16 protein-coding genes are annotated in these 22,700 nt (G+C 66.5%); 8 read left to right on the forward strand and 8 right to left on the reverse strand.

Annotated features, from left to right (window positions below; genetic code table 11):
- Nucleotides 1-267 precede the first annotated feature (267 nt).
- The 4 genes from ACCQ10_RS20635 to ACCQ10_RS20650 all read left to right on the forward strand — a co-directional run bounded on the left by ACCQ10_RS20635 (nt 268) and on the right by ACCQ10_RS20650 (nt 3,475).
- Nucleotides 268-498 carry a hypothetical protein gene (locus ACCQ10_RS20635; protein ID WP_372363188.1) on the forward strand — a complete coding sequence of 77 codons (231 nt, stop codon included), beginning with the start codon at nt 268-270 and terminating at the stop codon, nt 496-498.
- Nucleotides 499-700: 202 nt separating this feature from the next.
- Nucleotides 701-1,321, forward strand: a complete 621-nt coding sequence (locus ACCQ10_RS20640; RefSeq protein ID WP_372361766.1) for a glutathione S-transferase family protein — start codon at nt 701-703, stop codon at nt 1,319-1,321.
- Between the two features lie 133 nt (nt 1,322-1,454).
- Nucleotides 1,455-1,835, forward strand: coding sequence for a hypothetical protein (locus ACCQ10_RS20645; protein ID WP_372361767.1), 381 nt, complete (start codon nt 1,455-1,457; stop codon nt 1,833-1,835).
- 227 nt (nt 1,836-2,062) lie between these two features.
- The gene (locus ACCQ10_RS20650) at nt 2,063-3,475 is read left to right on the forward strand and encodes an amino acid permease (protein ID WP_184441883.1); all 1,413 of its coding nucleotides are present in this window, start codon (nt 2,063-2,065) and stop codon (nt 3,473-3,475) included.
- Nucleotides 3,476-3,908: 433 nt separating this feature from the next.
- On the opposite strand, the gene ACCQ10_RS20655 is transcribed toward ACCQ10_RS20650, so the two are convergent.
- The 4 genes from ACCQ10_RS20655 to ACCQ10_RS20670 form a co-directional block, all read right to left on the reverse strand.
- Nucleotides 3,909-6,386 (reverse strand): GH92 family glycosyl hydrolase, encoded by a 2,478-nt coding sequence (locus ACCQ10_RS20655; RefSeq protein ID WP_372361768.1) that lies wholly within the window; start codon nt 6,384-6,386, stop codon nt 3,909-3,911.
- Between the two features lie 597 nt (nt 6,387-6,983).
- Nucleotides 6,984-8,714, reverse strand: a complete 1,731-nt coding sequence (locus ACCQ10_RS20660) for a sensor domain-containing diguanylate cyclase (RefSeq protein WP_372363189.1) — start codon at nt 8,712-8,714, stop codon at nt 6,984-6,986.
- A gap of 243 nt (nt 8,715-8,957) precedes the next feature.
- On the reverse strand, nt 8,958-10,127 hold the full coding sequence (locus ACCQ10_RS20665) for a glycerate kinase (protein WP_372361769.1): 1,170 nt from the start codon (nt 10,125-10,127) through the stop codon (nt 8,958-8,960).
- 88 nt (nt 10,128-10,215) lie between these two features.
- Nucleotides 10,216-11,454, reverse strand: a complete 1,239-nt coding sequence (locus ACCQ10_RS20670) for a dipeptidase (protein ID WP_372361770.1) — start codon at nt 11,452-11,454, stop codon at nt 10,216-10,218.
- A gap of 310 nt (nt 11,455-11,764) precedes the next feature.
- Here ACCQ10_RS20670 and ACCQ10_RS20675 point away from each other — a divergent pair, with 310 nt between their 5' ends.
- Nucleotides 11,765-13,618 (forward strand): Svx/AvrXca family virulence/avirulence protein, encoded by a 1,854-nt coding sequence (locus ACCQ10_RS20675; RefSeq protein ID WP_372361771.1) that lies wholly within the window; start codon nt 11,765-11,767, stop codon nt 13,616-13,618.
- Nucleotides 13,619-13,681: 63 nt separating this feature from the next.
- Here ACCQ10_RS20675 and ACCQ10_RS20680 read toward each other — a convergent pair whose 3' ends face one another.
- Complete coding sequence (locus tag ACCQ10_RS20680; protein ID WP_372361772.1) at nt 13,682-14,002, reverse strand: hypothetical protein; 321 nt, start codon at nt 14,000-14,002, stop codon at nt 13,682-13,684.
- Nucleotides 14,003-14,120: 118 nt separating this feature from the next.
- Complete coding sequence (locus ACCQ10_RS20685; RefSeq protein WP_372361773.1) at nt 14,121-15,287, reverse strand: class I SAM-dependent rRNA methyltransferase; 1,167 nt, start codon at nt 15,285-15,287, stop codon at nt 14,121-14,123.
- Nucleotides 15,288-15,550: 263 nt separating this feature from the next.
- Here ACCQ10_RS20685 and ACCQ10_RS20690 point away from each other — a divergent pair, with 263 nt between their 5' ends.
- Complete coding sequence (locus ACCQ10_RS20690) at nt 15,551-16,507, forward strand: TerC family protein (protein WP_039411839.1); 957 nt, start codon at nt 15,551-15,553, stop codon at nt 16,505-16,507.
- A 337-nt stretch (nt 16,508-16,844) separates the two neighbouring features.
- A complete protein-coding gene (locus ACCQ10_RS20695; protein ID WP_372361774.1) occupies nt 16,845-17,633 on the forward strand; it encodes a rhomboid family intramembrane serine protease in 789 nt (262 codons plus the stop codon).
- Between the two features lie 85 nt (nt 17,634-17,718).
- Here ACCQ10_RS20695 and ACCQ10_RS20700 read toward each other — a convergent pair whose 3' ends face one another.
- Nucleotides 17,719-18,819, reverse strand: coding sequence for a glycerophosphodiester phosphodiesterase (locus ACCQ10_RS20700; protein ID WP_372361775.1), 1,101 nt, complete (start codon nt 18,817-18,819; stop codon nt 17,719-17,721).
- A gap of 230 nt (nt 18,820-19,049) precedes the next feature.
- A complete protein-coding gene (locus ACCQ10_RS20705) occupies nt 19,050-21,365 on the reverse strand; it encodes a TonB-dependent receptor (RefSeq protein WP_372361776.1) in 2,316 nt (771 codons plus the stop codon).
- A gap of 196 nt (nt 21,366-21,561) precedes the next feature.
- Between ACCQ10_RS20705 and ACCQ10_RS20710 the strand changes: the two genes are divergently transcribed.
- Entirely contained in the window at nt 21,562-22,422 is an 861-nt protein-coding gene (locus tag ACCQ10_RS20710) for an acid phosphatase (RefSeq protein ID WP_372361777.1), read from the forward strand.
- Nucleotides 22,423-22,700: the final 278 nt, after the last annotated feature.

Here is a 22,700-nt window from a genome sequence, read left to right on the forward strand (position 1 = left end):
GCCGGGGCTGATGCAGCGGCGCTCGAGTTCGGCTGGCCCGCAGCCCGCCAGGCAAGACGCGGATGGCGCTATGTCGCACGCCACGCCGGCGCGTTCCGGTGCCCTGCATGTCAGGTACATGCGGCCCGCACGCTGCAACGCGATGGCATGTGCATGACGATGTGGAGGTCACCGCAGAACACAGCGCCGGCATTGGCGGGCTCGTTGAAGCGCCCATCACTGCGGCGGTTCTAGCCTGCCGGCATGACCTCACCCAGCCCGGTTCCCCTGCAGCGCTACGGCAACCGTGATGGCCACTCCGGCGTGGTGGCGTATGCGCTGACCGGGGATGCAATTGCGGTGCGTTTCCGCAGCGGCGAGACCTATGTGTATACCGCCGACAGTGCCGGCGCCGACGTGGTGGCGACCATGCAACGCCTGGCCAAGGCGGGGCGCGGGCTGAGCACCTACATCAGCCAGCACGTGCGCGACGCTTACGCGGGCAAGCTCGACGTATAGCCAGGCGTGACTACTGACGACCGACGTCGCATTCGCCAGGCGCAAGGCAGTTGCGTCGTGCAGCGCCCGCCGTCTGTACTGCCTCACGCGCAGACACGATCGCCGGGCTGCTGCGATGATGCCTGGCAGCGATGCGCACAACGCGCTACCTCCCCTGGTGGCGCGTTACGCCACCTGCATCACATCACTCGTCGGGATGCACATGCTGGACATCTACGGAACGCTCACCTCGATCAATGTGCGCAAGGTGCTGTGGGCGTGCGAGGAAATGCAGCTGGACTACCGCCTGCATGCCTACGGCAGCGGCGCCGCATCGGTCCAGGCGCCCGAGTTCCTGGCGCTCAATCCAAACGGCCTGGTGCCGGTGCTACGCGACGGCACGGTGGTGCTGTGGGAATCGAACACCATCTGCCGATATCTGGCTGCACGCAGCCGGCGCGAGGATCTGCTGCCGAGTGCGCCGGCAGCGCGGGCACGGGTCGAGCAATGGATGGACTGGCAGGCCACCGAGCTCAACCCGGCGTGGCGGTACGCGTTCATGGCCACGGTGCGTGGCAGTGCGGCGCATACCGACATGCAGTGCATCGCAGACAGCGTGCAGGCGTGGAACCGGCTGATGGCGCTGCTGGATGCGCAGCTGCAACAGGCCGGCCCGTATGTGCTGGGCGCGCAATTCACCCTGGCCGACATCGTGCTGGGGCTGTCGACCCAACGCTGGATGGCCAGCCCTATCGCGCGCCCGGTGCTGCCCGCCGTGGCGGCGTATTACGCGCAGCTGTGCACGCGCGTCGGGTTTCAACGCCATGGCTCCAGCGCGCCTTGAGCGTGGCGGGCAGGCCCGCGCAAAGCGGCCGCAGCAACACGCCGTGATGTCGCCGCAGCGCTTGCGGCACGCATTGACCTCAACGTGACCTGCGCATGGGTAGGGTAAGGCTCTGCTCCTGCGAGGCTTGCCGATGACCACTGCCACCAATCAGACCCGCCTGCTTGCCCTGGGCTTGTTTGCGTTTCTGGGCATCTTTGCAGTGATCGTCTGGTCGCTGATGCGGCCGTATGGCACGGCGTATTTTTTCCCGGTGCATTTTTTGATTGGAGCGGCGTTGCCGTTCCTGGTGTACGCGATCGGCGGCACACGGCTGTGGTTCTGGATCGGCATGGGGATCACCGCGGTGGTGCTGCTGTGGTTCAACCTGTGGGGGCATGAGGCCAATGGCGCGGCGCCGCAGTTGCTGGACTGGAGCCAGTTTGCCGCCGGTGTGGTCGGGCTGGCCGGTGCCTGGGCGGTGCAACTGATCTATCGCAACGCGCGCCCGCCGCATCGTCCGTCGATTGAGTGAGCGATTGAGCGGGATTGGCGCGTTGGGATGTGGGGTTTTTAGAAGCGCTGGACTGCAGACATCGGTCGGGTTGGCGAAGGTCTGGCAAGGCCAAACGCGCGCCACGGTGATGCAGGTAGGCGCGTCTACCCCGCCCGACCTGCGCCGCCACATGACCTTGGACCGATAGCTTTGCTGCGCTGCGTTGGGCGACACTCGCGCATTCTTTTGATTCCCGCGAGGTCCGCATGTCGTCTTGGCTCAGGCGCAAATCCATCGATCAGGTCACCGTGCACGAAGCCGGGCGGCAACTGGTCCGCAGCCTGAGTTGGCCGCACCTGATCGCGCTGGGCATCGGCGCGATCGTTGGCACCGGTATCTACACGCTGATCGGCGTAGGCGCCGACAAGGCCGGCCCGGCCGTGCTGCTGTCGTTCGTGGCTGCCGGCATCGTGTGCGCCTGCGCGGCGCTGGCGTATGCGGAAATGGCCACGATGATGCCGGCGGCCGGCAGTGCCTACACCTACAGCTACACCGCACTGGGCGAGAGCATCGCCTGGGTGGTGGGCTGGAGCCTGGTGCTGGAATATTCGCTGGTGGTCAGCACGGTGGCGGTGGGCTGGTCGGGCTACTTCGTCGGTTTCCTGCAGTGGCTGGGGGTGGAGTTGCCGCAGACGCTGATTGCCGGGCCGCATGCCGGCGGTATCGTGAACCTGCCGGCGGTGGTGATCACCTTCCTGGTGGCCGGCATGCTGATGGCCGGCACCAAGGAGAGTGCCACGCTCAATGCGGTGCTGGTGGTGCTGAAGATCATCGCGCTGGGCGTGTTCGTGGCGATCGCGTTGCCAGCCTTCAACAGCGCCAACCTGCAGCCGTTCATGCCGTATGGCTTCTCCAAGGCGATGGGCCCGGACGGCGTGGAGCGCGGGGTGATGGCGGCGGCGGCGATCATCTTCTTCGCGTTCTACGGTTTCGATGCGATTTCCACCGCAGCCGAAGAAACCAAGAATCCGGGGCGCGATCTGTCGATCGGCATCGTCGGCTCGATGATCGGCTGCACGCTGATCTACGTGCTGGTGGCGCTGGCGGCAGTGGGTGCGATGAGCTTCACCGTGTTCGGCAAGAGCCCCGAGCCGCTGGCGCTGATCCTGCGCGAGCTCGGCCACGGCAAGGCCGCGTTGGTGATCGGTGCGGTGGCGATCATTGCGTTGCCGACCGTGCTGCTGGCGTTTTTGTACGGGCAGAGCCGCATCTTCTTCGTGATGTCGCGCGACGGGCTGTTGCCGCGCGGCTTGTCCAAGGTCAACGCACGCACCGGCACGCCGGTCGCGATCACGCTGTTCACCGCGGTGCTGGTGGCGGCGTTGGCGGGCGTGGCACGGCTGGATGAGATCGCCGCATTGGCCAATGCCGGCACGTTGGCGGCGTTCACCGCGGTGGCTGCATGTCTGCTGGTGCTGCGTGTGCGCGAACCCGGCCGTGCGCGCGCCTTCCGCACGCCGCTGGCGTGGGTGGTGGGCCCGGTGGCGATCGGCGGCTGCCTGTACCTGTTCTGGAGCCTGCCGAGCAAGACGCAGCTGTGGTTTCTGGTCTGGAACGTGCTGGGTGTGGTGGTGTACCTGGCGTATGGGCGGCGCAATAGCCGGTTGCACGTGGGGTGAGCCGCCCTTCCCCCGTCGGGACATTGTCCTCGTTTATGGGGAAGAAGGTGCCCGCAGGGGCGGATGAGGGGCGCCGCACATCCAGCGAATGCCAGCAATGACGAACGCGTCGCCACGCGCCTTCAAGAATGAATCGATACAGGCGAGCTGTACCCTTCTCCCGTCGGGAGAAGGTGGCGCGTAGCGCCGGATGAGGGTGCGGGCGAAGCCTCGTGTCATCCAATTCGTCAGTGGCTTCGCCCCGTACCCTCACCCCAACCCCCGCTCCGCGCCCCAGCCCGCGCTTGCGGCGCGGGCGCTCCAAGGCACGCGCGCCAGTGGCGCGCAAGCTGTGCCTTTTCGCCCCGATGGGAGAGGGGCTTTTGAGCGGCGCGACGCTGGTCAGTGCTTGCGGCGTCGAGGCTTGCGGTGACTGGGTGGCTGCAGCCGGTTGTTACTGCGCTGCTGCTGGCGTGGCACAGAACGAGCTCGGCAACGCATCCGCTTGCGTGCCCCAGCCCTGCATTGGAGCCTGCTTGGTGAGCGCGAACGACAGCGTGCCGCCCTGCTGCAACTGCGCCCAGTCCAGGAATACCTGCGGCTGCGGCTTGCCATTCAAGCGCACGCCATCCACGTATTGAAGCGTGCGGCCGTCGGCGCCCGGGGCGTCGATGCGCAGGCGCTTGCCGTTGCCCAGGGTGAGCGTTGCCCGCTTGAAACGCGGCGCATGCAGCAGGAATTGCCCGCTGCCCGGCACCGCCGGATACAGGCCCAATGCACTGAACAGGTACCAGGCCGACATGGTGCCCAGATCGTCGTTGCCGGTCACACCGTTGGGTGCGTTGGTGAACAACTGCTGCGCGGCGCGCACCACGGTGGCGGTCTTCCACGGTTGGCCGATCAGCGTGTACATCCACGGTGCGTGCAGGTCCGGTTCGTTGTTGGGGTTGTAGCGGTACTGGTTGTAGTAGCTGTAGGGCCCGACCACCCAATGCGTGCGGGCGCCTTTGAGCGGATCCTTGAGCAGGTCGTCGTAGGCGAAGAAGGCGTCCAGCCGCTTGCCGGCCTGTTCGCTGCCGTGCATGGCCTGCAGCATGCCGGGAATGTCCTGCTGCACCAGCCATTGATACTGCCAGGCGGTGCCTTCGTGGAAGCCGTGTTGCGAGCGTGGGCTGTACTGGTCGTTGGACGGTGCGTACCAGCTGCCGTCTTCCAGCCGCGGGCGCGGAAATCCAGCAAACCCGGTCTCGGCATCGCGCACGTCCGCATCCCAGACGTTGTGCCAGTTGCCACCGCGCGCGCGCAGTTGCGCGCTGTCGTCGCTGTGACCCAGCGCTTGCGCCATCTGTGCGAGTGCGCAATCGGCCAGCGCATATTCCAGCGTGGCCGAGCCGCCGTGGTGCGGGTCCACATCCATGCCCTTGGACGGAAACGCGCGGTCGTACTGCACGAAGCCCTTGGCCAGATAACTGGCATTGCCCGAGCGCCCGGCGTGGCGCGAGTTGATCGGCGGTTGGCCGAAGGCGTTTTGGCGTAATGCCGCATACGCTTGGGCTTCATTGCCCTGCAGTGCGCCGAAGCGCCACAGATCAACCAAAAATGGCGTCACCGGATCGCCGGTCATGATGTTGGTATCGAAATTGGCGTAACCCCAGCGCGGTAGCCAGCCGCCCTGCTGATGGATCGCCAGCAACGAGCGGCCGATGTCGCGTGCGCGTGCCGGTTGCAGCAGCGCCAGCAACTGGTTTTGCGAACGATAGGTGTCCCACAGCGAGAAATACTCGTAATAGGTCCAGCCATCGGCGCGGTGGATCGCATCGTCGTAGCCGCGGTAGCGGCCATCGGCATCGCTGCCGGTGAGCGGCTGCAGCAGGGCGTGATACAGCGCGGTGTAAGCCACGCTGCGGTCGTCGGGGCTGGCGCCGTCCAGCTGCAGGCTGGCCAGTTCGCGGCGCCAGGTCTGCTGCGCGCGCTGGCGCATCTGTTCCAGGCTCAGCAGCTTGCCGCCCTGCATGCCGTCGGCGCGCAGGTTGTTGCGCGCACCTTGCGCGTCCACATGCGAGATGGCGCTGACCACGGTCACCGCGCGCGCGTCTTTGCCCTTGCCCAGCGGGAAGCTGAGCCAGGCGCCGTTGGGCTTGAGCTCGCCGCCCATGCCGTGACGCGCGCCGGGCACGCCGCCGTCTTCGCCCCACACCCCGTGCGCGGTAAACGGGCGGTCGAATTCCAGCCGGAACCAGGTGGTGTACTCATGGCCGCCGCAAAAACTCTGCGTGACCAGCTTGCCTTCCACCGCGCGGTCGCCCACCAGCTGCACCTGGCTGCCGATCACCACATGGCGGTCGTTGGCCTGGGCCACGTTGATCAGCAGGTGGCCGGTGTCGGCCCCCGGCGCGAACGTGTAGCGCTCGGCGGCAGCGCGGGTCAATGCGCTGGCTTCGGCGTCGATGCCGCCGTAATCGGTGAGCCGCACCTTGTAGTACCCAGCATGGCCCACTTCGCCGTCATGCGTGTAACGCGCGGCATAGCGCTTCTGGTCGAAGGCCTTGGCATCGGTGATGTCGAAGTCGCCACCCGGGCCGATGCGTCCGGTGACCGGCAGGATCGACACCTGCCCGCCCTGCTCCCAGCAGCCGGCGCCTGAGAGAAACGAATGCCCGAAGCCTCGGATGCTGGGGTCGTCGTAGCGCCAGCCGGCGTAGTGGGCGCCGATCGGGCTGACCTGGATCAGGCCGAATGGCGCGGAGGCACCCGGATAGGTATTGCCGTCGTCCTTGCTGCCGATGAAGGTGTTGACCTGCGTGGGGTCCTGCGCGGCCAGTGGCGGCGCGGCCACCATGCCGAGCAGACACAGGCCGGCGGCAGCGCGGCGCCACAGCGGCATGGACGGCAGACGCGACGAAGAGCGATCAGATGCAACGGCAGAGAGCATGCAAGACACCTCGGGGAGAGGGCGGCCGGGGCCGCAGGGGGAATGAGGCGCGCCGACCGCTGCACAGGCGGCAATCGGCATGACGACCGAACTCGAACCAAGACCAGCAATGGCCAGTAGAGGGGCGCAATCTTCATCAGTTGCGTGGACGGCGCAGACCAGGGCGAGTGTACGAGTGGAACATGCCGATTCCGAACAGCGGCGTTGCCCATGTGGCATTGACCACGGTGGATCGATTGGCTGCTGCAAACTGCACTGCGCTCGCCCGCGGATGGCTGCGAGGGAGGCTCCGGCTTGGCGGGCGCGCATGCACACGTTCAATTGCGGCACGGCGCGCGCAGCCAGTGCCAACGACAGCGTCGCAACGCGTGGTATTCGCCTTCGAGCGCCAATCAGGCGCTACGCGCATCGCCTGACGGGTGAAGCCGGCGCCCGGAGCGGGCACGCGCCAGATGTCGTTGAGAAGGTATTCAATCCACGTCTCTGTAAACGGTTACATGATAGGCGATCGCGTATTCATCAGCATATTCTTTCGGGCCGGTCACATGGGTTCGGTGCGCAGATGCATGCGCGGCACTGGCCGCCGCGCCCGGACGCTCAGCGCTGGTCGCTGGTGCCGGTGCCTCGGCGGGCGCGTCGCAGCGAATACAGCGAGCGGTCGGCGCGGTCGACCACCGCAGCCAGCGCTTCGCCTTCATGCCGCAGCGCGGTGCCCAGGGTGAACTGGATCGGCGCGTCGGCGGCGGCCGCCAGGTAGTCGCGCACCAGCGCGTCCAGCTGCTGCTGGCTGGGCTGATGCAGCAGCACCAGGAATTCGTCGCCGCCCAGGCGGACCAGGCGGTCCTGGGTACGCAGCGGCTGGTTGAGGAACCACGCCATCTGCACCAGCACCTCGTCGCCGCGCTGGTGGCCATGGGTGTCGTTGACCAGCTTGAACTTGTCCAGGTCCACCACGATGCAGCCCCAGCGCACGCTGGGGTCGCGCTTGTCCAGCTCGTCCAGGAAGCGGCGGTTGTAGCAGTTGGTCAGCGGGTCGGTGAACGACCATTCCAGCAGCAGCTTTTCCTGCTGGTACTGGTTGGTGATGTCCTGGGCGTGGGCCAGCACCAGGGTGGCGTCGGATTCGACATCGAGCACGTTGCTGTACTGCCAGTGGCGCAGGCTGCCATCGCCGGCCACCAGCTCGATCACGCCCGCGTCCTGGCCGTCGAGCACCATCCGCGACAGGTACCCACGCACCGCGCCGTGCCGCTCCGGGCGCACGAACTCCAGCAGCGAGCGGCCTTCCATCGCCTCCACGCTGCGCCCGAGCGAGCGCGCCGCCGCCGGGTTCACGCTGACCAGCCGGCCATCCATCTCGTGGGTGCAGATCAGCCCCAGGCTGTACTGGAACAGCTTGCGGAACTTGCGTTCGCTGGCGGCCAGCGCATCCACCGCAAGATGCCGGTCGGTCACGTCCTGGACTGCGCCGATCAGGCGCATCCGCCCGTCCACGTGTTCCACCGAGCCGGTGCTGTGCACCCACAACTTGCGGCCGGCGGCACTGACCAGGGGCAGCTCCAGGTCCCACGCAGTGCCGTCCCGCACGCAGGTCTCCACCGCCTCGGTGATGACCGAGCGCGCTTCCAGCGGGTAGAACCCGATCGCCTCGCTCAGGGTGGGCCGGTAACCGGGCGGAACATCGTGCAGGCGGCAGGTCTGGTCCGACCAGATCAGCGTGCCGCTGGCCACATCCACCTCCCACCCGCCGACGCCTGCCACCCGGCCGGTGCGCTCCAGGAACGCTTCGCTCTCGCGCAGGCGCTGCTGCAGCTGCGCATTGGCCGCCTCGCGCTCGAGCATCACCCGGCGCTGCTCCAGGCCTTCGGCAGCGACCTTGGCCAGCTGCTGCAAGGCCTGCAATTGCGCCGGTTCCAGCGCGCGCGGGCGCTGGTCGATCACGCATACCGTGCCCATGCGCAGCCCGTCGGGCAGCACGATCGGGGCGCCGGCGTAGTAGCGGATGCCGGGCGCCTCGGTAACCAAGATGTTGTCGTGGAAACGCGGGTCGGCCGGTGCATCGCGCACCTCCATCACCGCATCGCCCTGGATGGTGTGGGCACAGAACGCCAGTTCGCGCGGGGTTTCGGACACGCCCGGCAGGCCGATGTTGGCCTTCCACCACTGGCGGCGTTCGTCCACCAGCGAGACCAGCGCGATGGGGGTGCCGCCGATCGCCTGCGCGGCGGCGGCCAGCGCGTCGAAGAACGGTTCGGCGGCGGTGTCGACCACCTGCAATAACGCCAGGCGCGCCAGACGCTGCGCCTCGTTGGGTGTGGATGACACCATGGTGTCGCTGTGATTCAACGGAAAGCTCGCTTGTCCCCGGGCCATTCCCGCAGTCTAGCGGACCGGGGACGGGCACCTGCTGCCGGGTTGCGTGGGCAAATCACAGAATGCGCTGCGCGCCGCATCCCTGCGGCAGGTGCCCTTGGGTGTCGCTAGCGATCGATGGGTCTGCGCCATCGACGCAGCCAGCGGATCCTCTCGATTGCCCCGACCGGTGCGGACGCGTCGCGCTGGGCGCGGTCCTCAAGCAGGGCGCGCGGCCGCAGGCCGTTGCACCAGCGTGCCACCAAGCTGCACCGCCGCCGCCACGTTGCGCGCGGCGCGGCGGACGTTGCCGGCGGCATCGGCCAGGGCCTGCTCCAGGGTGCAGGCGCCGGGCACCACCGCAAACATCGCATCGATGCCATGGCCATGCAGTTGCGCAGCTGCGTGGCCGATCGATCCGGCAATGGCGATCACCGGGATGCCATGCCGCTGCGCGAGCTGCGCCACCCCGACCGGGGTCTTGCCGCGTGCGCTCTGACCATCCAGACGGCCTTCGCCGGTGATCACCAGATCGGCCTGCACGATGGCGGCCTCCAGGCCGAGTGCCTGGGCAACCAGCTCCACGCCAGGGCGCAGCTGCGCGCCGAGAAAGGCCACCAGGCCCGCGCCCAGCCCGCCGGCCGCGCCAGCGCCAGGCAGGGTGTGCAGGCGCACGCCCAGCGCGCGCTGCAGCACATCGGCGTAGTGCTGCAGGTTGGCGTCCAGCCGCGCCACCATTGCGGGAGTGGCGCCCTTCTGTGGGCCGAACACCGCCGAGGCACCGGTCGGGCCGACCAATGGGGTGTCCACATCGCAGGCGGCCTCGATCCGGCAGTGCGACAACCGCGGGTCCAGGCCGTCGACCTCGACGTGGGCCAGCGCTGCCAGCGCGCCACCGCCCGGGCCGACCGGCAGGCCGTGCGCATCCAGCAGCCGCACCCCGAGCGCCTGCGCCATGCCGGCGCCGCCGTCGTTGGTGGCACTGCCGCCGATGCCAAGGATCAGGTGGCGCGCGCCGGCATCCAGCGCGGCCAGGATCAGCTCGCCCACCCCGGCGGTGCTGGTCAGCAGCGGTGCCCGCTGCGCCAGCGGCAGCAGGGCCAACCCGCTGGCGGCGGCCATTTCGATCACCGCGGTGCGGCCGTCGCCGGTCATCCCGAAAAAGGCCTGCACCGGCGCGCCGCGCGGGCCGCTGACGGTGCACTCGATCCTGCGCCCGCCGGTGGCCGCGATGAGCGCATCCACCGTGCCTTCGCCACCATCGGCCATCGGCACCTGGCGGTAGTCCCAGTGCGGGAAAACCTGGCGAAAGCCGGCTTCGATCTGCGCGGCCACCTCCGGCGCGGGCAGGCTTTCCTTGTACGCATCGGGGGCGATGACCACCCTCACCGACGTGCACCTGCCCGCGGCGGACGCACCCAGCCGGCCGTGCGCGGGTTGGGCTTGAACACGGCGGCGTTCAACGCGCAGGCCATCCCTATCCCGCTCTGGCGCGCGTGGCCGCGTAGTCCTGCGCCTGTTGCATCACCCGCAACAGATTGCCGCCCCAGATGCCGGCAATCTGCTGTTCGGTATAGCCCTTGCGCAGCAGCCAGGCGGTGATGCGCGGCAGGTCGGATACATCGTCCAGCCCCACCACGCCACCGCCGCCATCCCAGTCCATGCCGATGCCCACGTGCTCGGGCCCGACCACCGCCAGCACATGCTCCAGATGGGCGAAGAAATCCTCTTCGGTCGCCCGCTTGACCGGGTAGCGCGCATCCAGCTCCTTCAGCGCGGCGCTGAGCCTGGTGCCGTCGGCGATCTTGATGTGCTCCCAGCCGCCGTACTGCTCGGTAAGCGCCTTTTCGGCAGCCTTGCGCTCGGGGCTGGCACCGCTGTCCACCAGATAGCCACCATAGGAATTGACCTGGATCACGCCGCCATGCGCGGCCAGCACCTTCAGGCGTGCATCGTCGATGTTGCGCGGGTGGTTGTAGACCGCACGCGCGCCGCTATGCGAGAGCACGATCGGCACCGGCGACAGCGCAAGCAACTGGTCGAACACCGCATCGGAGGCATGCGATTGATCGATCACGATGCCCAGCGCCTGCGCCTGTTGCACCAGCTGTTTGCCGGCCGGGCTCAGGCCCTTCCACTCGGCGCCCTTGGGGTCGGTGGCCGAGTCGGCGAACTCGTTGTTGAGAAAGTGCACGGTGCTCATCAAGCGCAGCCCCTGCGCGTAGTAGAAGCGCAGCAACGTCGGGTCGGCCACCAGCGGGCTGGCGTTTTCCATGCTGATGTACACCACGCGCTTGCCGGCGGCCTTGATGCGCGCGGCATCGGCCGGCACGGTGGCCAGTGCAAAGCGCTGCGGTTGCGCGGCCACCAGGGTGTGGATCTTCAGCAAGCGCTGCAGGCCGGCGTCGCGGTCGTCCAGGTGCGCGGCTGCACTGCGATCGCCCTGCCCGGTGTAGACCGCCCAGAACCCGCCATCCAGCGCGCCTGCGACCATGCGCGGGTAATCCACCTGCGACAGCCGGTTGCCGGCATGCGCCTGCAGCACATCGAAGTCGGCGCGCTCCAGATTGGCCGGCGTGTCCAGATGCGAATCCAGCGTGACCAGGCGTTGTTGCAGGGCAGTGGCGCGCGCCAGTTCGGCCCTGGAGAACTCCAGCGCGTGCGCCGAGCCGGCCAGGCTCAACAACACGGCCGTACACAGCAGTTGCAGGTTCATGCGCGCTCGCAGGCAGGTGGGGGTCTCGGGATCATAGCTGCAGCGAACCCACGCGCCAGCTGCGCACGCCGCGCGTTGCGCGCGCCGTGGTGATGCGCGCAAGTCCAACCATCGCCACACCGCAAGCGCCGAGCACGTTGCAGTTATGAAAAATACATCAGCAAAGTAATTGCGCCACGTTCGACGCTACGCACACTTGCGCGGCCGTCGCTGGCGGCACCCCACCCCGTCGATCCCCGCCCGCCGCCACGCCTTGCGCGCGTGTCGTGCGGGTGTGCGCCGCAATCCCCTTCTTTCTCGAGATCCAACCATGTCCATTGCATTGCGTGCGTTCCCCCGGCGCCTGCTCACCCTTGGCCTGATCGCCGCCAGCCTGGGCGCGGCCGCCAGCGCCAGCGCGGCCTGCACCGCCGGTTCCTGGGTGGCGCGCGTCAATGAGGTCGGCATGCCGCCGGTGCGCTACGAAACCGCGCATTTTGCGTTCCGCTGGAACGGCAGCGGCGTGTCCGACGCCGACCTGCGCGCGGCCGGCGAGCATCTGGAAATGGTCTGGGACACCTTCATCAACCGCCTGCAGTTTCCCGAGCCGTTCTGCAATGCCGGTACCAAGTACAAGGCCAACCTGCATCTGGATCCGGGTTTCGGCCTGAGCGGCGGGGCCACCGGCAGTGGCGGCATGGGCATGTGGATGGCACCGGCCGCGCTGCGCGACCACTGGGGGCTGGCGCACGAGCTCACCCACGCCTTGCAGTACCAGGCCGGCGGCCTGCAGGAATCGGAGTACACCGGCTGGATCTGGGAATCGCATGCCAACTGGATGACGCACCAGCTGCCGGAATTCCACAGCAGCGACGTGCATTGCTCGAGCATGCTGGTGAACTACCCGCATCTGTATCTGGGCTCCACGCGCGACCGCTACTGCAACTGGCAGTTCATGGAGTACCTGAAGAACCGCTACGGCTATTCCATCATCAACGACCTATGGAGCAAGTCGCCGCGCATCGACAACCCGGCGCGGCGCACCACCGATCCGTTCTCGGTGATCAAGACCAACATGGGCTGGACGCAGGCGCAATTGAACGATGTGCTGGGCGACTGGGCCATGCGCAACGTCAATTGGGACTACACCAATCCCGACGGCAGCGACCAGGGCGCGGTGTATCGCGCGCGCTATGGCAGCAACCTGTCCTTCGACCCGCAGCGCACCCAGGACTGGGACAACCGCGACCGCGCCTTGCGCATGACCGTGCTCGACCCGGTGTCCGGGCAAGCCAATCGTTATCGCGTGCCGTTCGAGTGGGCACCGCAGCGTTGGGGCTACAACCTGGTGCAGCTGATGCCTGCCAGCGGCGCCACCAGCATCAGCGTCGCCTTCGAAGGCCAGGTGCAAAGCGCGCCGGCAGTCACCGGCCTGCCCGGCCTGCTCAACGACCCCGCCAGCATCCCCAACCCGGATTCGGACTGGCGCTGGGGCGTGGTGACCATCGACAGCGCCGGCAAGGCGCGTTACAGCACCCTGCAACGCGGCGCCAGGGCCAGCGTTACGGTGGCCTTGAAGAGCGGCGACCGCGCGGTGTATCTGATGGTGATGGGCGCGCCCGGCAGCATGCAGCAGATCAAGTGGGACCAGTCCTACTACGCGATCTACCGCTATCCGTGGAGCGTGACACTGACCAACGCCGCGCCGGCCGGCAGCCAGCCCAATGCGCCCACGCCCACCCCGGTGGGGCGTCGCCACGCCAACGGTGGCGGCTGGGTTGCCAATACCGCCAATGTCGCCTCCACCGCCTATGTGGGCCCGCGTGCGCGGGTGCTGGCCGGCAGCGTGCTGGGCAACGCCCGTATCGACGGCCGCGCCACCGTCATGGGCGGCACCGTGCAGGGCAATGCGGTGCTCGGTGGCATCACCGTGTGGCATCCGGGCGCCACCATCGGCGGCAATGCGCAAGCCAGCACCAGCTTCATGGGGCCGGGCGCCTTCGGCACGGTGAACATTGCCGGCACCACCCAGGTGCGTGGCGACATCGAGCTGCGCGAAGGCACCACGCCTACGCAAGGCGTGTTTTACGGCTATGCCGATGCGCAGACCATGCGTAACCCCGAATTCGGCGCCGACCTGCGCCAGGCGGTGCCGGAGATCACCGCACGACCGGCGGGTTGGTGAGTCCGCAGTAAGGCGATGAGCTTGCAACCTGCAGCACGCGTGTAATCCCACGCGTGCTGCAGCTCAATCCTCCAGTTCGGCCAGACGCGCGCGTACGCTCTCTACATCGACATGCTCGCGCACGTGCGGCCACTGCCGCGCCCACACCGAGCGGAACACGATCCACGCGCCGAACACGCCCAGGCAGGTCGAGCCCAGCGCCAGCACCAGCGGGTGCAGCGGCGAGCCTGCGCCGGTCTGGAACAGGTACATGAAAGCCCCGGAAAACAGCAGCCACACGCCGAACACCGGCCAATTGCTGGCCAGCAGGCTGGCATTGGGCCGCTCGATCTCGCGCAGCAAGCGGCGCAAGGCCTTGCGTTCGTCTTCGTCGCTGGACGTCATCGGCTGCCGGCTCCTGGTTGGATGTCTACCTTGAATCCTTACTTGCCGGCGATCGCATCGCGCGACGGAAGACGCTTCCTGCAAGGCGGCAAACCGCGTCCTCCGCCGCGAAGCGCGCTTACACCACGCGGCAGAACACCGCCTTCAAATAGCGCGATTCCTGCACGTGCGCCATGAACGGGTGGTCCGGGCCGGCGCCGGCCACTTTCAGGATCTGGATGGTGCGCCCGGAGAAATACGACGCGCGCCGCAGCATGTCCAGAAACTCCTGCTCGGCCACCAGGCCGGTGCACGAGAACGTGGCGAACAGGCCGCCGGGCTTGACCACGCCCAGCGCCAGCTTGTTCATGTCCAGGTATTTCTTCAGCGCCGGGATCACCTGCTCGCGGTCGCGGGTCATCTTGGCCGGGTCCAGGATCACCACATCGAACTGGTCGCCGCGGTTGGACGCATCGCGCAGCCACGGAAAGATGTCGGCCTGCACGAACTTCGGGCGCACGTTGTTGAGCTTGGCGTTGCCCTTGGCAATGGCGATCACGTCTTCGTCGATGTCCACGCCCAGCACCTCGGCCGCACCGCGCGCGGCGGCATACACCGCAAAGCCGCCGGTATTGCAGCACAGGTCAAGCACGGTCTTGCCTTCCACCTGCTCACTCAGCCACTGGCGGTTGTCGCGCTGGTCGGCAAAGAAGCCGGTCTTGTGCGCGCCGGCCGGGTCGGCGCGGAACTTGATGCCGTGCTCGGTGATCACCGCCGCTTCCGTGGTGGTGTTGCTGTGGAAGTCGAAGCTCTCCTGCTTTTGCACGTGTTCGTCGGCAAAGCTGTGGAAGCGGCAGCCCGGGAACTGCTCGCGCAGCGCCTCGTAGATCCATTCGCGGTGACGGAACATGCCGGCGGCGAAGAACTCCACCACCACCAGGTCGCCGTAGCGGTCCACCACCAGGCCGGACAGGCCGTCGCCTTCGCTATGCACCACGCGCCAGGCATCGGACACGGTGTCGAGTTTGAGCCAGTCACGGCGCAGGTTCACCGCCGCGGCGATCTTGCGCGAGAACCAGCCCGCATCCACCGGTACCGCCTGGTCGGTTTCCAGGATGCGCACCGCGATGCGCGAATGGCCGTTGTAGAAGCCGCGGCCGATCCACTCGCCATCCACGCCGACCACATCGACGATGGTGCCGGGTTTGGGCTTGGCAGCGGGCTTTTCCACCAGCTTCTGGAAGATCCACGGGTGGCTGGAGCGCCAGGCATTCTTGAGACGGACGGTAGGGACTGGAGTATTCATCCGCCCATTGTATCCGGCTGGATTGACGTGCCTGCCTCCGGCCCGCAGAATCGGGCGAAGAAGGGGAGTAGCTCCCAACGTTGTCGCCGTCATGACGAGCCCTGCCAGCAGGTGCTCCGGTGCAACGGCAACCGGCCAGGCCGGTTGCGAGCGAGACCTTCGCCGCGCAGGCGAAGGTCCGTCACCCGGAATCCACGATTTCCGTGTCACAAGGCCTCAGCCCAACCGGCTGTCCAGGTCGTTTCACTTTTTCGGGATTCTTTATGCAAACCATTGGCAATGTCTGGTTATGGGGCGGTTTCGGGGTCGTGGTGATCGCCGCGCTGCTGATCGATCTGGTGCTGATGCGCCACGGCGGCGCGCACAAGGTCACCTTCAAGGAAGCCACCTGGTGGAGCATCGGCTGGGTGCTGCTGGCGCTGGCCTTCAATGCCGGGCTGTGGTGGTACCTGCAGGGCAGCCTGGGCGATGCGCAGGCCGACCAGATCGGGCTGCAGTTCCTCACCGGCTACCTGGTGGAGAAATCCCTGGCGGTCGACAACATCTTCGTGTTCCTGATGGTGATGACCTACTTCGGCGTCCCCGAAGAACAGCGCCAGCGCGTGCTGATCATCGGTGTGCTGGGTGCGATTGTGCTGCGCGCGATCATGATCTTCGCCGGCTCGATGCTGCTGGCCAAGTTCCATTGGCTGCTGTACGTATTCGGCGCGTTCCTGCTGCTGACCGGGATCAAGATGTGGTTCTCCGCCGGCAAGGAGCCGGATCTGGAGAGCAACCCGGTACTGCGCTGGATGCGCAGCCACCTGCGCTTGAGCCCGCAGTACCACGGCAACCTGCTCAGCGTGATCAAGGACGGCAAGCGCTGGTTCACGCCGCTGTTCGTGGTGTTGATCCTGATCGCGGTGATCGATGTGATCTTCGCGGTGGACAGCATCCCGGCGATCTTTGCGATCACCACCGACCCGTTCATCGTGCTCACCTCCAATGTGTTCGCGGTGCTGGGCCTGCGCGCAATGTTCTTCCTGCTGGCCGGCATGGCCGACCGCTTCCACCTGCTGCCGTACGGACTGGCGGTGATCCTGGTGTTCATCGGCATCAAGATGATGATCATCGATCTGTACAAGATCCCGGTGCTGGTCTCGCTGGGCGTGGTAGTGACGATCCTGATTGCCACCATCGTGCTGAGCCTGCTGCGCCCGCCCAAGGTGGCTGGGCACTGAGAGGCCGGGATTGGGCATTCGGGATTCGGGATTTGGGAACGCTCGCGCCCTTGCACTGCTCCCAACCATGCGCACCGACCATCTCGACAGGTCCTTGCCCGCTCACCGTCGCGAGACCTTACGTGGCATGGATGCCGCGTAAGAGCTACAAGGACGTACTTGCAGCGTGTCTCGCGATGGTGGGCGGGCAAGGACCCTGCAGCCAAGCAACAGATCATCCGTGATGCGGCTGATGCGCCAACGATCGGCGCCGGGATTGGATTATCCCGTCGCCGGGCCTGCTTATCCCGCGCCGCATAGGCTTGTAAAAAATCCGCGCGACGCCATCCGTGAAGGTATGACCTCGCATCCAGTTGCCGCCGCCGACACCACCACCCAAGCTCGCCTGGATCGTTCCCGGGTCTTGCGTGCCTTCAATGTGAGCCTGGCCGCCGTGCTGCTGCTGGTGGCGGTGTTCACCGCCCAGGGCATGTTCGACTGGCGCGCCTGGGCGGTGGCGCCGCTGCAGGCCGATGGCCTGCTCGGCATCCTCACCGCGCCGTTGCTGCATGGCTCGCTCGCGCATCTGGGCGCGAACGCCGCCGCCTTGCTGATCCTGGGCACGCTGGCCGGCAGCGTGTATCCGCGGGCCACCGCCATGGCGCTGCCCTTGCTGTGGCTGGGCTCGGGGCTGGGCGCGTGGCTGCTGGGCGAGCCCGGCAGCCGGCATCTGGGCGCCAGCGGCGTGACCCACGGGTTGATGTTTCTGGTGTTCGTGCTGGGCCTGCTGCGCCGCGACCGCCCGGCGATCGCCACCAGCATGATCGCCTTCCTGTTCTACGGCGGCATGCTGATGACCATCCTGCCGTACGAAGCCGGCGTGTCCTGGCAATCGCATCTGGGCGGCGCGGTGGCCGGCCTGATCGCCGCGCTGCTATTGCGCCTGCGCGACCCGCAACAGGCCAGGCCACGTTACAGCTGGGACGACGAGGACGAAGACGCCGCCTGGGAAGTGAGCAACCCCGAACGCGATGTGCTGGAACCGCCGCCGCCCCGTCAGGTGCCCGTGCTCTGGCAACGCCAGGAAGACGGCTCGGAAAACGTGGTGCTGCATTTTCCGCCACGCGAGCGCCCACCGAGCACGTAGGAGCGCGCTTGCGCGCGATGGGGCGTCATCGGGAAGGCGTCATCGCGCGCAAGCGCGCTCCTACAGACCGCACTGCGTTTAGCGTCTAACGCGCTGCATGCTCGCTCAACGCACGCCGCGCCAGGCCCGGATCGTCTGCAAAGAATGCATCGATACCGGCATCCAGGTAGACCTTGAGTTCGGCCAATGCACCAGCGTCATTGCGCTCGGTCACTGCGCCGCTGCTGCGGTTGTCGGCCGCCAGAAAATAATTCTCCGGGCGGAACGTATATGGCTGCACCTGCAAGCCTGCCGCGTGCGCGTCGCGTACCAGGCTGGTTGGCATGCCCAGGCGTTGCTGCGCATCCAGCGGGATGATGCTGCGGATGTCCGGTCCGATCGCATCGGCATAGCCGGCGATCTGATTCAGGCCATCCAGCGTGATCATCTCCCGGTAGGTCTTGGGCGCTTTATCGACGCCGGCATCGGGCAGCGCCATCTGCGCGCCACCCAGCAACTGCAGCAGACGGATATTGCTGGTGCGCCCGATCTTGCTGCGCAGATAGCGCAAGTTGTTGGTCTCGAACGATTGAATAATGACCGGGGCAGTCTGGGTGTAGGCATGCGCCTGCAACGTCGCCAGCACCTTGTCTTCCATGGGCAACTTGAGCGCACTGAAGTAACTCGGGTGCTTGATCTCCGGGATCAGCCCGATCGTGCGCCCGGTGGCAGCCGACTCGGCCGCGACAAAATCGATGATCTCGTCGAAGGTCACGATCTGGAACTGCCCATCCCAGCGCGTACCACGCAATTGCGGCAAGCGCTCGCGTGCACGCAGGGTCTTCAACTCGTTCAAGGTGAAGTCTTCGGTGAACCAGCCTTCCATCGATTGACCATCGATAGTCTTGCGGGTCTTGCGCGCGGCGAACTCCGGATGACTGGCCACGTCGGTGGTGCCACCAATCTCGTTCTCGTGGCGCGCCACCAGCACACCATCCTTGGTCGCCACCAGATCCGGCTCGACAAAATCGGCGCCATCGGCAATCGCCTTGGCGTACGCGGCCAGGGTGTGCTCCGGACGCAACGCGCTGGCACCACGGTGCGCAAAGATCTGCACCGTTTTCGCCAACGGCGCTTCTGCAACTGCGGGGCCGCTCACGCCGACCATCATCGCTCCCACCAACCAAAGACGACCGAACTGCATCATGCATGTCTCCAACGAAAAACAGCTAGCAGACCACCGCGTGATCGCCAAGCGAGCATGGCCGACGAGCGATGCGGCATGTACGACTCTACATCCCGCTCCGCTGTATCGTCCCTACCCGCCTGACAACCACGTGTGACGTCTTGTCAGCACTCTAGAACTGGTTACGTCGACGGACATCGGCGTCGGCAGGCAACAGCAAGGCCCGCTTTTGCGATTCCCGATTCCCGTCCTCAGAACTTCGCATCCAGCGTCAGGAAGAACTGCCGCGGCGCGCTGGCATGGAACGCCAACTGCCGCCCGTTCGGGTCGCTGTTGGCAAACGCGGTGAGATTGGACGCGTAACGCTTGTCGGTGAGGTTGGTGACATTGAACGAAAGCTTGAGCCCCTGCAGCACACCGACCTGGCCGAAGTCGTACCCGGCGCCGGCATCGAACGAGGTGTAGCCGCCAAAGCCCTGGTCGTTGGTGTAGGTGTAGAAGCGCTCACCGGTGTACTTGCCGCGCAGGTTGACGTTCCAGTTCGCGTAATTGAAGGCAATTTCGCTGGCGAACATGCGCTTGGGCGTATCCACCGTGGTCTTGCCGGCGGTGGGAATGGTTACGCCGTTCTGCACGTAGTTGTCGTCGTAGGTGGAGCGGTTGATCGAGGCCGAGTTGTACCACTGCAGGTAGCTGGTCGGCTTCCAGATCACGGTCAGTTCGCCGCCACGGCTGCTCACCGAACCCACGTTGAAAAAGCGCGTGGTGCAGGCCGGCGTGGTGCCCTGCTGGATGCTGGCGCACGGGTTGAGCGAGAGCAGGCGGTTGTCGAAGGTGACGTCGTAACCCACCAGCGATGCCTCGAAGCGATCGCGCACGAAACGGTAGCCGGCTTCCAGCGTGCGCGACTTCTCCGGCTCCAGTGCACCGACGCTGGCATCGAACGAGGCCTGTGTCACCAGCAACGGACCACCGGCACCACCGCCCTGGAAGGCGGCAATGTTTTCCGCATAGGAGGCAAACAGTTCCTGGCCCTCGGCAACGCGATAGCCCAGTCCGATCTGCGGCAACACCGACTCACTGGCCTTGAGCGAGCCAGTCGCCACCGGTGCTTCCACTACCACGCCCGGCGTTTCGCGCGCGGTCATTTCGGTGCTCGGGCTCTTGATGCCCAGGTCCAGGCTCAGGCGCTCGTCGAGGAACTTGAAGTTGCCCTGCACATAGAACTGCCGGGTGGTGATCACGTAATTCTGCGAGAACAGGCGGCGGTTGGGGTTCTGCAGGAACTTGTCGTCGCTGACCGGGCCGGTGATCCAGTAGAAATTACGCTCCACATCGTGGTGATTGCGCTCGTACCACAGGCCCGCTTCCAGATGATGCGGGCCCAGCTCCCAACCGAGCGAGGCGATGCCGCCGGTGCGATTGATCCAGTAATTGGTACTGCGAATGGAGATCGGCAATGCCTGCGGCGTGCCCGGATTCGATGCCTGGCCCGGCGACCACCAATGGCCTTGGCCCTTGTTCTCATGGTGATACACCTGCGTATGCAGGCTGATCGCATCGTTGGGCTGGAAGTCGCCGGCCACATAGAACAGGTCGTCGTCGCGCAACGCACGGCTCTGGTAATACGCATCGTCGATGTTGTCGACGCCACCACTGAAACCGCAACGCGCTGCATTACGCGTGGCCGGCGCACAATACGCTGCGGCCAAGGCGCGGTTCCAGTCCGGCGCGTACAGGTTCCAGTCCCAGCCCAGACCACGTGCCATGCCACTCTTGGACAGGTACGAATAATCGGCTTGCGAGGTCCGCGAGGTGTCCGCGAATGCGGTCAGCTTGCCACCATCGAATTGATACACACCCTTGGCATTGAACTGCCGCGTGGTGGTCGGCGAGTCCGGGCGCGCCCACATGTCCGCTTCGGCATTGATACCCGATAGATACGCAGAAAACCCGTTGTAATCGCCGGTATCCACGCGCAGGAAGGTGCGACGATTGGCATCGGACCCCACCGTCTGCGACACCTGCCCGCCAAACACGCTGGACGGGTCGGCCGAGTAGTACTGGATGGTGCCGCCCAGGTTGCTGGTCGATGCCGTGCCCAACGCTCCGATGCCCGAGGCCAGCTCCACGCCACCGAAGTTTTCTGCGATCAGCGCGCGGCTGATGTTGAGGCCGTTGTAGTTACCGTAGGCGTTGTCGCCCAACGGCAATCCATCGAGCGTGTAGCCCAGGCGCGTGCCGTTGAAGCCGCGCAGGCTGATCGTCTGCGATTCTTCGTTGGCGCCGAACGCATCGTTGGATTGCACGTTCACGCCCGGCATGCGGTTGAGCAGCTTCTGGATGCTGGTGCCGGGCGGCAACACCGGGATGTCCTGCTGGGTGATGCGCTGCACCTGGCGTGTTTCGCCCTGGCCGATCACCGACACCGCATCGAGCTGCTGCACGGTGGCCGAGCTGGCGGAGGCATCGGCAGACACGGCGCCAGCTGCATCGGCGGCATGCGCGGCTGGCGACAGCACGAGCGCGGTGAACACGGCAGCACTTAGGAGATGGATCTTGGGCATGAGCGGCACGGGGGACGAGTCAAAAGATGACGGCAAGCGTGCGACAGCTGTCTTGCGCCGATGCGACGCACAGATGACAGTGCGGCGACAACCGATGCGCCCGCCTCGCCACCACTGCGTTGCGCTGGCATGCGGCTGTCATCTGCACGTCGTAATCTGCGGACTCTTCCGTTGTGCTGCCTGAAGGATCCGCCTCATGTCGTACCGTCTTCCTCGCCCTTTCCACCGGACGTTGGCAGGCCTCGCCGCCATCGCCCTGCTGGCCGGCAGTGGCGGCATGGCGCGTGCGCGGCAAGCGGCGACACCGGCGGATTCGGTGCTCGCCACCGACGTGCGTGGCTACCTCGATAAGGACCAGCTACCCGACAGTCTGCGCTTGGTGCCGCCCCCGCCGCAGGACGGCAGCGCTGCACTCGCCAACGACGAGGCCGTCGCCAAGGCCATGTTGGCGTTGCGCGGTACCCCACGCTGGGACCTGGCGGCGCAGGACGCGGTGCTGGGTTTCCCCGCCGCGGCCAGCCATTTCAGCTGCGCGCTTGGCGTGCAGATCGACCCGGCCAGCACCCCGCATCTGCTGCGCCTGCTCGAGCGCAGCATGCGCGATGCCAGCACCAGCACCAGCGCCGCCAAGGCCCAATATCAGCGCCCGCGCCCGTTCATGCGCAACGACCAACCGATGTGCACCCCCGCCGACGACGCGGCCCTGCGCAAGAACGGCTCCTACCCCTCCGGCCACACCGCCATCGGCTGGACCTGGGGCCTGATCCTGTCGGAAATCGCCCCCACCCACCGCGACGCCCTGCTCGCCCGCGGCCGCGCCTTCGGCGACAGCCGCCTGGTCTGCAATGTGCACTGGCAAAGCGATGTCATCCAGGGCCGCATGCTGGGCGCCGCTACCGTCGCTGCCTTGCACGGCAACCCAGCATTCGAAAAGGACCTGACCGCCGCCCGTCGCGAGATCGAAAAGGCGCAGGCGAAACAGGCAGCTACACCCATGGCGGCCGCGTGCAATGCGGAAAGCCAGGCGCTGCAGACGACGCTGCCTGGTGTGATGTAGCCAGCGCCGCAACGTCGGCTCAATGGCCGGCGCCCCTTTCCGGGCGTATGTGCGGGCCTGGTTGCAACGCTTTTACGGTGCCGGTGCGCTCTGAGCATGTTGCTTCAACAACGCAGTGAGCATGCTCAGAACATTCGAACAGCTGCACGTAGTGCATCAGCAACTGGCGCGCTCGCGTTTGCCCGCGTCGCGGGTTCGGGTGCGTGACTGCCGCGTCATTGGCGCATACCGATTCCCTCGATCCATTCGGCGTGTCCCGCGCATCTGCGCCCTTGGGC

This window comes from Xanthomonas sp. NCPPB 1325 (genome assembly GCF_041477645.2).
Taxonomy (GTDB): Bacteria; Pseudomonadota; Gammaproteobacteria; order Xanthomonadales; family Xanthomonadaceae; genus Xanthomonas; species Xanthomonas cannabis.

Excerpts from the sequence above, each read along its gene's own strand:
- ACCQ10_RS20650 (WP_184441883.1), top strand. The coding sequence starts at position 2,063 with ATGTCGTCTTGGCTCAGGCGCAAATCCATCGATCAGGTCACCGTGCAC.
- ACCQ10_RS20645 (WP_372361767.1), top strand. The coding sequence starts at position 1,455 with ATGACCACTGCCACCAATCAGACCCGCCTGCTTGCCCTGGGCTTGTTT.
- ACCQ10_RS20700 (WP_372361775.1), bottom strand. The coding sequence starts at position 18,819 with ATGATGCAGTTCGGTCGTCTTTGGTTGGTGGGAGCGATGATGGTCGGC.
- ACCQ10_RS20675 (WP_372361771.1), top strand. The coding sequence starts at position 11,765 with ATGTCCATTGCATTGCGTGCGTTCCCCCGGCGCCTGCTCACCCTTGGC.
- ACCQ10_RS20655 (WP_372361768.1), bottom strand. The coding sequence starts at position 6,386 with ATGCTCTCTGCCGTTGCATCTGATCGCTCTTCGTCGCGTCTGCCGTCC.
- ACCQ10_RS20695 (WP_372361774.1), top strand. The coding sequence starts at position 16,845 with ATGACCTCGCATCCAGTTGCCGCCGCCGACACCACCACCCAAGCTCGC.
- ACCQ10_RS20640 (WP_372361766.1), top strand. The coding sequence starts at position 701 with ATGCTGGACATCTACGGAACGCTCACCTCGATCAATGTGCGCAAGGTG.
- ACCQ10_RS20710 (WP_372361777.1), top strand. The coding sequence starts at position 21,562 with ATGTCGTACCGTCTTCCTCGCCCTTTCCACCGGACGTTGGCAGGCCTC.
- ACCQ10_RS20660 (WP_372363189.1), bottom strand. The coding sequence starts at position 8,714 with ATGGTGTCATCCACACCCAACGAGGCGCAGCGTCTGGCGCGCCTGGCG.
- ACCQ10_RS20680 (WP_372361772.1), bottom strand. The coding sequence starts at position 14,002 with ATGACGTCCAGCGACGAAGACGAACGCAAGGCCTTGCGCCGCTTGCTG.
- ACCQ10_RS20670 (WP_372361770.1), bottom strand. The coding sequence starts at position 11,454 with ATGAACCTGCAACTGCTGTGTACGGCCGTGTTGTTGAGCCTGGCCGGC.
- ACCQ10_RS20705 (WP_372361776.1), bottom strand. The coding sequence starts at position 21,365 with ATGCCCAAGATCCATCTCCTAAGTGCTGCCGTGTTCACCGCGCTCGTG.
- ACCQ10_RS20685 (WP_372361773.1), bottom strand. The coding sequence starts at position 15,287 with ATGAATACTCCAGTCCCTACCGTCCGTCTCAAGAATGCCTGGCGCTCC.
- ACCQ10_RS20690 (WP_039411839.1), top strand. The coding sequence starts at position 15,551 with ATGCAAACCATTGGCAATGTCTGGTTATGGGGCGGTTTCGGGGTCGTG.